Here is a 9,162-nt window from a genome sequence, read left to right as displayed (position 1 = left end):
GATGGCCAACCTGTTGAATTCGAAGGCGTTGTCATGAGTGAAGATGCACAAGATGTGGTACTGGTGGTCGAGGACGAGCCGGCGATCCGCATGATCCTGCGCGACTACCTGGCCGGCGAGGGCTACCACGTGCTGGTGGCCGAGGATGGCGAGCAGGCGTTCGCGATCCTGGCGAGCAAGCCGCACCTGGACCTGATGGTCACCGACTTTCGCCTGCCGGGCGGGATCTCCGGGGTGGAGATCGCCGAACCTGCGGTGAAGCTGCGCCCGGACCTGAAGGTGATCTTCATCAGTGGCTACCCGGCGGAGATTGTCGAGTCGGGCAGCCCGATCGCGCGCACGGCGCCGATCCTGGCCAAGCCGTTTGACCTGGATACCTTGCACGAGCAGATTCAGGCATTGTTGCGCTAGGCGCGAGCACGCGGACGGTTAGCGTGGGAGCGGGCTTGCCCCCGATTGTGGAGGTGCGGGATGGCACCGGCAAGGCCGGTGATCGCGGGGCAAGCCCGCTCCTACGCAGCCCTTGTCGTGCCAGCGACGAGGCTTACCCGATCTGCTTGCGCAGCAGTGCCATGGCCCGGTCGACCTGCTGCTGGTCATTGAGCAGGCTCGGCGCAAAGCGGATCACCGGCCCGACATCGCGGTCCACGGCATCGACCATGACCTTGTTGGCGTTCAGGTAGGCCGCCACGGCGTCGGGGTCGCGGTCCTTGATACGGAAGAAGGTGAACCCTGCGGAGAACTCGCGGCTGGCCGGGGTCACCAGCTCGATGGCGCGGTGCTCGGCCAGGCGTGCCTTGAGGTAGTCGTTGAGCTGGTGGATGCGCGCCTGGACATCGGCCTTGCCCAGCGCCAGGTGCAGCTTGAAGGCCTCGCCCAGCGCCCAGCGGTGCTCGAAGGCGTGATAGCCGCCCGGCGTCATGATGGTGCCGAAGTCTTCGTTGCGCGAGAAGGTGGCGAAGGTCGGCGTCAGGTGCTGCATCTGCTCCGAGGCCGCGCAAATGATCCCCGTGCCCCGCGGGCCGAACATCCACTTGTGAGTGCCGGCGATGAACCAGTCGCAGTTGAAGTCGGCAAAGCGCACGTTTTCCACGCCGAAACCATGCACGCCATCGACCACGTAGAGGATACGATCAGCCTCGTCGCGGTTGCGGTTGTGCTGGCGCACCAGCTCGCCGATGGCGCCCACCGGCAGCTTGACGCCGCTGCCTGAGTGCACCCAGGTCATGCCCAATACCCGGGTTTCGGGGCGGATGCTGCGGTCGATCAAGCTCAGCACGCGGTCGGTGGAAATCTCGCCGGGCTTGTCGAACAGGCGCAGCTTGCGCACCTGGGTGCCGTGCTGGCGCTGACGGAACGCCAGGCAGTTGTGGGTCGAGTAGTGCTCGTGCTCTGTGGTGAGGATCTCTTGGTGCGGCGCCACGTGCAGGCCGCCGTAGATCATGCCCAGGCCCTCGGTGGTGCTGCCGGTCAGGGCGACCTGGCGCGGGCGTACGTCCAGGTAGCGGCCCGCCCACTCGCGGACCTCGTCCTCACGTTTCCATTCATACTGGCTCTCCCAGTCCATGCACAGGGCCGGATTGCGGTCGAGGGTGGCGCGGTGGCGGTCGATTGCTTCCTGCACCGGTCGCGGGTGGGCGGTGATCAGGAAGTTGGCGAAGTGCGCGACATCGGGGGCCAGGGGGAACAGTTGGCGCAGCTGGTGCCATTTGTCCGGGCCTTGCAGTGTAGCAGGCGTCGGATCGGCGGCCAGGGCACTCGGCAGCAAGGGCAGGCTGGCCGCCAGGGCGGCGGCCTGCTTGAGGAAGGCGCGTCGATCAGTCATGGCGGGCTTCCCGGGTGTTGCTGTCGAGCAGGGCCACCGGGTTGGCGGCTTTCTGCACCTGCCCCCAGACACGCAGGAAGTTGCCTGCCCACAGCTTGGCGATGTCGGTCTCGGAATAGCCGCGGGTCAGCAGCTCGGCGGTCACGTTGCGGATTTCGCCGACGTTCATGAAGCCCGTGACGCCGCCGCCATCGTTGAAGTCGGAGCTGATGCCGACATGGTCGATGCCCATCTTCTTCACGGCGTAGTCGATGGCGTCGACGTATTCCTTGAGACCGGCGCGGGGTTCTTCGTCGACGATGGCGTAGAGGCTGCTGGCATATTCGCCGAAGCGTGCTTCGGGCCAGATGGCGATGATCGGGTCACCCGGCATCAGCGCGTTGGTCAGGCCTTGCAGCGGTTGCAGGTCGAAGCGTGCGCGCAGGGCCTCGAGTTTTTCCAGGGTCGGCTTGCTCAGCGGCTTGAGGTAGGTGGTGAAGGCCACGACCTGAAGCACGCCGCCGCTGTCCTTGATCAGCTGCATCTCCTTGTCGGACAGGTTTCGCGGTATGTCCACCAGCGCCCGTGGCGCCGAGTGCGAGGCCACGAAAGGGGCGCGGCTCAGACGGGCCACGTCTTCCAGGGCGAGGGTGGACATCTGCGAGACGTCGATGATCACACCCAGGTCGTTCAGCCGTTTGACCGCTTGTTCGCCCAGGGGTGACAGGCCACCGAGGGCGTCGGGGGTGTCGTTGAAAAATGGCAGCGGGCGCGAGGAGTCGGCCCAGGCGTTGTTGCCGGTATAGCTGAAGCCGAACATGCGCATGCCGCGCTTGCTCCACAGGTCGAGCTGCGACAGGTCGCTGCCCAGCGGGTAGGCGTTGAGCATGCTGATGAAGATGGCGAACTTGCCTTCGCCGTTCAGGCGACGGAAGTCGTCGGGGGTGTAGGCGATGCCGACCTGGTTGGGGAAGTCGCGCACGATCCCGCTGATGATCTTGTAGCGCACCTCCTGCTGGTTGCGGGCCTCGTCGACGAAGCCCGGGGTCGGGCGGTGCGGCGCGTTCGGGCCGTTCCACAGCTCGGGCCAGCCGAAGATGGTCAGCGCCGCGCCCGACAACCGGCCTTTGGCCGCCTTGGCCAGGTCGAACTGGCCGCGGCCGTCCTTGTCGGCCTCGTAGCCGTCGCTGCCGTAGCCCAGCGGCACGGTGACATGGCTGTCGAAGGAGAGCATGTGCTCGTGCAGGTCGTTGGCCTGCTGCACGATCGCGCGGGGATAGCCGCTTTCCTGCTTCCAGAAGTAGTAGCCGGCGGCTCCTCCCAGGGCGGCCACCAGGGCCAGGGGCAGGCCGATGTACAAGGCTTTGCGGGAACGGGTCTTGGTCATTGCCATCTCGTTGCGGGGCTGATCGGAGCGGCCTGCCGGCGGGGCAGGGCCTGGGTATCAGGTGGACGAACAAGTGGCGGGCAAATTTACCCGTGCAGGCGAGGCCAAGTGCCAGAAAGACAAGGCATTCGCCCAGGGCAGGCTTGCTTCGTGAGGGTGCCATCGCGGGGCTGGCCTTCGCCCATCGATTGATGATTCAAGAACGGGGAGGGCTGGCCGATAACTGCCATGTAAGAATCCACCTCAAGGAAGGTAAGAAATGGTCGGAATAACCGCAGCCAATATCAACATCCCCAGCGTTGCCGGGGGCACGCCTGCGACTTCATCCGCAACGTCCGACACTTTGCCTGGCACTCCCACGGTAAACGAGCGGGGCGGCCTGGTGTTCAAGAGCGATGCGTTCAAGCACGAGACCAAGGCCGAGCAGATCAACGACAGCGTTGAAAGTAACGAGGATCCGGCCATCAAGGAGCAGCGCGAGCAGATCAAGCGCCTGCAGAAGCAGCTGGCCGAAGAGCAGAAACAACTGGCCCAGTTGATGGAGCAAGCCAGGCACGACCCGTCCAAGATGGCGGCGGTAACGGCCAAGCAGGCCAGTATCGCCACCCTCACCGGACTGATCATGGCGGCTACCGCGCAATTGCTCGAAGCGCTGCGCCAGGCCGGGGGCACCAGCGCCGGCGGCTCGGTCGACACCCGCGCCTGAGGCGGGGGCAACGCTACAGGGGGCTGTCTCGCAGCCCCCTGTTCAGGTCTTCAGTCCACCGCCACGCGGGCGCGGTTCTGTCGCTCGCTCTTGTATTGCATGGCCACTGCCGGCGCCGGTTTGGCCGCGCCGGTCTCCAGCCACTGGCGCATGCGGCTGGCATCGGCGAAGTGGGTGTACTTGCCGTAGGCGTCGAGAATCACCATGGCCACCGGACGGTTGTCCATCTTCGTCAGCAGCACCAGGCAATGCCCCGCTTCGTTGGTGAAGCCGGTCTTGGTCAGGGCGATGTCCCAGTTGCTCTTGTTCACCAGGTGGTCGGTGTTACGAAAGCCCAGCGTGTAGTTGGGCTTGCGGAACGCCACGGTCTTCTCGCGGGTGGTCGACAGCTCGCTGAGCATCGGGTACTTGCGCGAGGCGATCAGCAGCTTGGCCAGGTCGTGGGCGGTGGAGACGTTCAGGGTCGACAGGCCGGTCGGCTCGACGTAGCGGGTGTGGCTCATGCCCAGGCTGCGGGCCTTGGCGTTCATCGCCTTGATGAACGCGCCATAGCCGCCGGGGTAGTGGTTGGCCAGGGTGTTGGCCGCGCGGTTTTCCGACGACATCAGGGTGATCAGCAACGTCTCGCGACGGTTCAGCTCGCTGCCAAGGCGCACCCGCGAGTAGACGCCCTTCATCTCCGGGTTGTTGGCAATGGTCATGCCGAGCATTTCGTCCATGGGCAGCTTGGCGTCGAGCACGACCATCGCGGTCATCAGCTTGGTGACCGAGGCGATGGGGCGCACGCGATCGGCGTGGCTGGCGTACAGCTCCTTGTTGGTGTTGAGGTCGATCAACAGGGCGCTGCCGGAGGCCAGGTGCAGCTTGCTGGGGTCGCGCTGGACTTGGGCCGGGGGTTGTGCAGCAGCGGTCGACGGTAGGGTCGCGGTTCCTGTGAGCAACAGCAGCAGGCTGAGGATGGACAGGGAAGTTTTCACGTTGAGGCTCACTAAATGTTGGTATGTCGTTGGCTGTGCAAGGGTTTCCCCCCAAAAAACCCTTGCATTCTGGAGTATGGTCGAACGGCTGTCGAATGCCTTATATCTAAAGGGCGCAACGTGAACGAAATTTAATCCTGTACCAATTCTGTACCAATTACTGCCGATTCCCGCGTGGCAGGTTCGGCCCCGTCATTCGCTGGGTTCAATCACTTGGCGTATGTGCTGATTCACCGTCTGGATACGAACAGTAATCGGGATTGGGAGGCGATCTGGAACTTCTGGCGCAAGCGCCAGAGCTGGACATGATGTTCAATGACGAGGGGAGTGTGACCTGGCGGTGGGCACGCGGCGCCGTCCAGGAACGCGATTCGGAATGCTCATGTACTCCAGTACACTCCGCTTCCTCCCCCCGTTTCGCCTTGTCTGGCCTTCGCGCAGACACATTTCGTACAGACCCTAGTGTCCTGTCTCGGAAATAAGCTGTTCACTTTTGACGGCGTCTTGGGCGCCCGGCCGGCGTTGCCACTCCTCGCCATAGTCCTGCTATGACTCGTCGCGGCGCCTTGGCCGAACACCCAAGCCACTCGTCAAAAGAGAACGTATTTCCGAGACAGGACACTAGAGACTACTGGGGACGAGGGATTTTTCCCGGTTCCGGCCAATTCAGTGGATCCGAAAATCGCTCCATATCTCGGACGTCCATCTCAGCCTGCGTACAGCCGACTCGCCTGGCACGTTCTTCGAGTGTCCATACTTCCCCACCCCATTGCGCGGGTCGTGCTTGCAATTTGAAAAGAACTTTCAGAGCAGCCTTGGCATTCGTGGTGCCTGCGCAGTCCCAAACACGCTGCGCTTCAGATTTTGGCATTGGGGCATTTAGCGTGAGTTCAGCGCCTTCCGAGAGATGCGTGGGGGTACTGCTGCAGCCTGTTAAGGCAAGTAGCACGAGAATGGCGGTATATTGTCGCAATAATGTGGAAGCTGGACGTTCTAGACGAGGTGCGCATTCTACAACAGCAGAACCCGCGTCATCTAAAGGGCGCAACGTGAAGTAAATTTGATCCGGCGCGTTTTGCGCCTACTTCCTCCATGGTCAACCGGACGACCTGCCATGACACTCACGATCGATTTCACCGCCCAGGCCACCAGCCTGCATCACGATGCGATTCTCAAACCCTTGCGGGCCTTCAACGATGCAGTGATCGGCTCCCCTGGCGCGACAACTGTCGCCTGGACGCTGCGCGATCCCGTCAGTGATGAGATCGTCGGCGGGCTGTACGCCAGGCTCGGTGGTCACTGGATGTTCGTCGAGCTGCTGGTGGTCCCAGAACAGATGCGCGGGCGGGGCACCGGGCGCGAGCTGATGGCCCAGGCCGAGGCGTTGGCGAGGGAAAAGAGCTGCTGCGGAATCTGGCTGGATACCTTCAGCTTCCAGGCACCGGACTTCTATCGCAAGCTGGGGTTCGAAGTGTTTGGCGAACTTGCCGACTTTCCGCCCGGGCATACCCGTCATTTCCTGCGCAAGCGGCTGGCTTAGCGTCTTTAGACGCAGGCCTGCCCTGGCGTTGCGAGCTGAGGGGGCGGCTCAGCCAACCCGCAACCAGATCGCCGAGGCATCGTCGCTCATCTTGAACCGCGGGTAGCGCAGGCATGCGGCATCATCCTGCTCGATCCCGCGCAGTGTCCGTGCCAGGTCATCCAGGCCGTGGCTGCGCAGGCGCTCGATGAAGCCTGCCGGGTCATAGGCCCGGTAAGTGTCGAACAACGCCGCGAAGCCATCGCTCATCAGCAGGACATCGTCACCCACGGCGACCGGCGCACGGCTGTAGAGGGTGCCCTCGCGGGACCGTTCGGCATCGACGCCGAGCACGGGCCGGGGGCGCTCGCGGGAGGCACGGCGGTCGGCCAGCACGGCCGGGGTGCGCACGCCGTGGGCGCCTGTGCCAGGGCCGAGGGCGGCGGCCTCGGCTTGCTCGGCCTCGCGATCGGGCTCGGGGGTGAGGAACCGGATGCCTTGCGCGCCGCGGTGCAGCACCACGCAGTCGGCCAGGTGCGCGCAGACCAGTTCCTCGCCCTCGATGGCCACCGCGGCAAAGGCGGCGCGCGGCAACTCCCAGGTGGCCAGCGGCTCGCGGCGGCGATCCTGCCGGTAAGCCTGGGCGAGCGTTTCGAAGACCGTCTCGCAGACCTCGCGTAGCGGCCCCGAGGCCGTGGCGAAGGCGCGCTGGGCCATGGCCGAGAGCCAGGCGGCGCCACCGCGTTCACCGAGCAGGCCGGGGGCGCCGAGGTCGGTGGCACCGTCGATGACCCAGGCGTGGCAGTCGGCACTGCCGATGCGGTCGTCATTGGGCACATCGGGCTTGCCGGCCAGGCTCAGGGACTGGATCAGGTCGAAATGCATGTCGGGCTCCGCTTCGATGGAATTCAGCGACCTTGACCGTTGCGGCGTCCTGCGTCAATTGTCACGGCTTGGTCGGGCGATCCCAGCAGTCGCTGTCCAGGGCGCAGACGCCGAATTGTCGATCCATCAGCGCCATGCGCCGCAGGTGGGCGTCGAGGATGTCGCGGCTCACCTCGCTGTCGATGATGTAGCGGCTGTAGCGGTCGATCAGGCGGACCTTCCAGGCCTCGCGGGTGGCCGCATCCAGGGTGTCAGGCGCATTTGCCAGGCGCTGCAGGGTCAGGTCGTCGACGCGCTTGAGCTGATCGGTGAAGGTGGCGATGTAGAGGGCGCGCTGCGCTTCCTTGTGGCGCGCGGCGTCGGCATCGAAGGCATCGAGGTTGTGTTGCCATTGCCTCCAGTAGGCGTCCGGCAACTGAAGATCGCGCTTCTGGCGCAGCTTGGCGACGACCTCTGCGTTGCTCTGGCGTGGTGGTGGCTGGCGGTTCTGGCTGGCCAGTGGGTCCAGGGCGAGGGCCTGGGCGATCCAGGCAATGCGCGCCTCGCTGTCCAGCAGGATCGGGCCTAGCGGCGGGGCATCTTCGGTGGTTGAGTGGGGCAGGCCCTTGCAGCCGGTGAGCGAAAGGAGCAATGACAGCACCAGCAGCGCTGGGAGGTTGTGACACGGCATGAATCTTCCTTGAGTAACTGCACAAGCGAGCATCCGAATGGATGCACGAGGGCTATCGGCGCTTGCGCGGCTGACTTGAGCGCTTAGCCGAGGGTCTTGGCCATTTCCGCAGTCGCCGCCCAACCCAGCCCGGCATACACCGGCCGGCCTGCCTCGGTGGCGTGCAGCACGGCGAAGCCCAGGCCGCGCCGGGCGAACTCCGACTCGGCCAGGCGCATCAGTTTCGAGGCCAGGCCCTGGCGACGATGGGACGGCTCGACATAGACATTGAGCACGTAGCCGCGCTGGTCCTGGCAGGGGTGGGCCGGATGCGGCGGCCAGTCGATCGCCATCAGGCCGATTGCGGCAACCGGCTGCGCGTCGTCCAGCAACACGAAGCCGTAATAGCGACCGTCTTCCAGGCGTGGCCGCAGCCAAGGGCCAAAATGCTCGGTCATGATCTTCAGCTGCTGCGGGTCGCCATCGGCGTCCAGGAACATGGCCTCGCGGTGGGCGCAGACCATGGCGTGGTCGCCGGGTAGCAGGCGGCGCAGGGTCAGGCCGGGAAAGTCGAGGGTGATTGGCAGGTCGTTCATGGCAGGCCTCTGTGATCGAAGACTTCGATCCTAGGCGTGCGCGGCGTCGGCGGTTAGATACAGATGGCTGGCAAACGCGAGATACAGCCTCTTGCCGCTCTCTGGGTTTACGGCGATGATCCGCGGCGACCCGTTTGCCGACCAGGAGGCTGCGCATGCCCATTGCCCCGCTGTTGCGCTGCATCGACCTTGACGCCACCCGCCGTCATTACCGCGATCTGCTGAAATACCTGGCCTTCAGCCAGCGGCACGGTGACATGGTGCAAGCCGCACGGGTTGCCTCGTGATCCTGCGTGGCCGTGCATTCCTGGCGATGTTGCTGCTTTGCGGTCCGGCCTTGGCCATGGACGGCAAGGGCAACTCGACCGACCACTTCACCGTCGGCTCGAGCCTCGCCACCGCTGCGGTGAGCGGCTCCACCAGCCATCCGGCGCGCACTTACCAGGCCGCCCGCGACGATGCGTTGCTGTTCATCGCCAGCGACGGGCGCCTGCGGGGCGCACGACTGGAGCAGGCCTTGGGCGAGTACCGCCAGTTGCATCCGGCCAGCGCGCTGAGCGACGGTGACCTGGCCCAGGCGTTCGCCTGCCAGGGCTGAGTGCGCAAGAACGATCAAATGGCCGGTGCGTCGCTTTGCTA

Annotated in this window: 11 protein-coding genes; 5 read left to right on the top strand and 6 right to left on the bottom strand. The window is 64.7% G+C overall.

Going from position 1 to position 9,162, the window contains the following annotated elements; translation table 11 throughout:
• Positions 1–33: 33 nt before the first annotated feature.
• Positions 34–411 carry a response regulator gene (locus tag DMX06_RS15315; protein ID WP_050705976.1) on the top strand — a complete coding sequence of 126 codons (378 nt, stop codon included), beginning with the start codon at positions 34–36 and terminating at the stop codon, positions 409–411.
• Between the two features lie 133 nt (positions 412–544).
• On the opposite strand, the gene pvdN is transcribed toward DMX06_RS15315, so the two are convergent.
• Complete coding sequence (gene pvdN / locus DMX06_RS15310) at positions 545–1,825, bottom strand: pyoverdine-tailoring periplasmic protein PvdN (RefSeq protein WP_110738255.1); 1,281 nt, start codon at positions 1,823–1,825, stop codon at positions 545–547.
• The gene (gene pvdM / locus DMX06_RS15305; protein ID WP_110738254.1) at positions 1,818–3,191 is read right to left on the bottom strand and encodes a pyoverdine-tailoring dipeptidase-like protein PvdM; all 1,374 of its coding nucleotides are present in this window, start codon (positions 3,189–3,191) and stop codon (positions 1,818–1,820) included. Before pvdM ends, pvdN begins: the two co-directional genes overlap by 8 nt.
• A gap of 343 nt (positions 3,192–3,534) precedes the next feature.
• Here pvdM and DMX06_RS15300 point away from each other — a divergent pair, with 343 nt between their 5' ends.
• Positions 3,535–3,897 carry a hypothetical protein gene (locus DMX06_RS15300; protein ID WP_258378870.1) on the top strand — a complete coding sequence of 121 codons (363 nt, stop codon included), beginning with the start codon at positions 3,535–3,537 and terminating at the stop codon, positions 3,895–3,897.
• Positions 3,898–3,947: 50 nt separating this feature from the next.
• Here DMX06_RS15300 and pbpG read toward each other — a convergent pair whose 3' ends face one another.
• Positions 3,948–4,874 carry a D-alanyl-D-alanine endopeptidase gene (gene pbpG, locus DMX06_RS15295; protein WP_110738279.1) on the bottom strand — a complete coding sequence of 309 codons (927 nt, stop codon included), beginning with the start codon at positions 4,872–4,874 and terminating at the stop codon, positions 3,948–3,950.
• Between the two features lie 1,114 nt (positions 4,875–5,988).
• Between pbpG and DMX06_RS15285 the strand changes: the two genes are divergently transcribed.
• The gene (locus DMX06_RS15285; protein ID WP_110738252.1) at positions 5,989–6,414 is read left to right on the top strand and encodes a GNAT family N-acetyltransferase; all 426 of its coding nucleotides are present in this window, start codon (positions 5,989–5,991) and stop codon (positions 6,412–6,414) included.
• A 48-nt stretch (positions 6,415–6,462) separates the two neighbouring features.
• Here the strand turns inward: DMX06_RS15285 and DMX06_RS15280 are convergent, their stop codons facing one another.
• The 3 genes from DMX06_RS15280 to DMX06_RS15270 all read right to left on the bottom strand — a co-directional run bounded on the left by DMX06_RS15280 (position 6,463) and on the right by DMX06_RS15270 (position 8,523).
• Positions 6,463–7,278, bottom strand: a complete 816-nt coding sequence (locus DMX06_RS15280) for a protein phosphatase 2C domain-containing protein (RefSeq protein WP_110738251.1) — start codon at positions 7,276–7,278, stop codon at positions 6,463–6,465.
• A gap of 61 nt (positions 7,279–7,339) precedes the next feature.
• Positions 7,340–7,948 carry a hypothetical protein gene (locus DMX06_RS15275; RefSeq protein WP_110738250.1) on the bottom strand — a complete coding sequence of 203 codons (609 nt, stop codon included), beginning with the start codon at positions 7,946–7,948 and terminating at the stop codon, positions 7,340–7,342.
• Positions 7,949–8,031: 83 nt separating this feature from the next.
• Positions 8,032–8,523 (bottom strand): GNAT family N-acetyltransferase, encoded by a 492-nt coding sequence (locus DMX06_RS15270; RefSeq protein ID WP_110738249.1) that lies wholly within the window; start codon positions 8,521–8,523, stop codon positions 8,032–8,034.
• Positions 8,524–8,678: 155 nt separating this feature from the next.
• Between DMX06_RS15270 and DMX06_RS26585 the strand changes: the two genes are divergently transcribed.
• Positions 8,679–8,810 carry a hypothetical protein gene (locus tag DMX06_RS26585; RefSeq protein ID WP_258378869.1) on the top strand — a complete coding sequence of 44 codons (132 nt, stop codon included), beginning with the start codon at positions 8,679–8,681 and terminating at the stop codon, positions 8,808–8,810.
• Positions 8,807–9,121, top strand: coding sequence for a DUF2388 domain-containing protein (locus DMX06_RS15265; protein ID WP_258378868.1), 315 nt, complete (start codon positions 8,807–8,809; stop codon positions 9,119–9,121). The genes DMX06_RS26585 and DMX06_RS15265 overlap by 4 nt, the downstream gene beginning before the upstream one ends.
• Positions 9,122–9,162: the final 41 nt, after the last annotated feature.

Source organism: Pseudomonas mosselii (assembly GCF_003205295.1).
Taxonomy (GTDB): Bacteria; Pseudomonadota; Gammaproteobacteria; order Pseudomonadales; family Pseudomonadaceae; genus Aquipseudomonas; species Aquipseudomonas mosselii_B.
The sequence above is the reverse complement of the archived record's forward strand: the minus strand, read 5'-3'. Positions and strand labels throughout refer to the sequence as shown.

Bases quoted from the DNA above. Each gene is read 5' to 3' on its own strand.
- DMX06_RS15315 (WP_050705976.1), top strand. From the start codon at position 34: ATGAGTGAAGATGCACAAGATGTGGTACTGGTGGTCGAGGACGAGCCG.
- pvdN (WP_110738255.1), bottom strand. From the start codon at position 1,825: ATGACTGATCGACGCGCCTTCCTCAAGCAGGCCGCCGCCCTGGCGGCC.
- pvdM (WP_110738254.1), bottom strand. From the start codon at position 3,191: ATGACCAAGACCCGTTCCCGCAAAGCCTTGTACATCGGCCTGCCCCTG.
- DMX06_RS15285 (WP_110738252.1), top strand. From the start codon at position 5,989: ATGACACTCACGATCGATTTCACCGCCCAGGCCACCAGCCTGCATCAC.
- DMX06_RS15280 (WP_110738251.1), bottom strand. From the start codon at position 7,278: ATGCATTTCGACCTGATCCAGTCCCTGAGCCTGGCCGGCAAGCCCGAT.
- DMX06_RS15275 (WP_110738250.1), bottom strand. From the start codon at position 7,948: ATGCCGTGTCACAACCTCCCAGCGCTGCTGGTGCTGTCATTGCTCCTT.
- DMX06_RS15270 (WP_110738249.1), bottom strand. From the start codon at position 8,523: ATGAACGACCTGCCAATCACCCTCGACTTTCCCGGCCTGACCCTGCGC.
- DMX06_RS26585 (WP_258378869.1), top strand. From the start codon at position 8,679: ATGCCCATTGCCCCGCTGTTGCGCTGCATCGACCTTGACGCCACCCGC.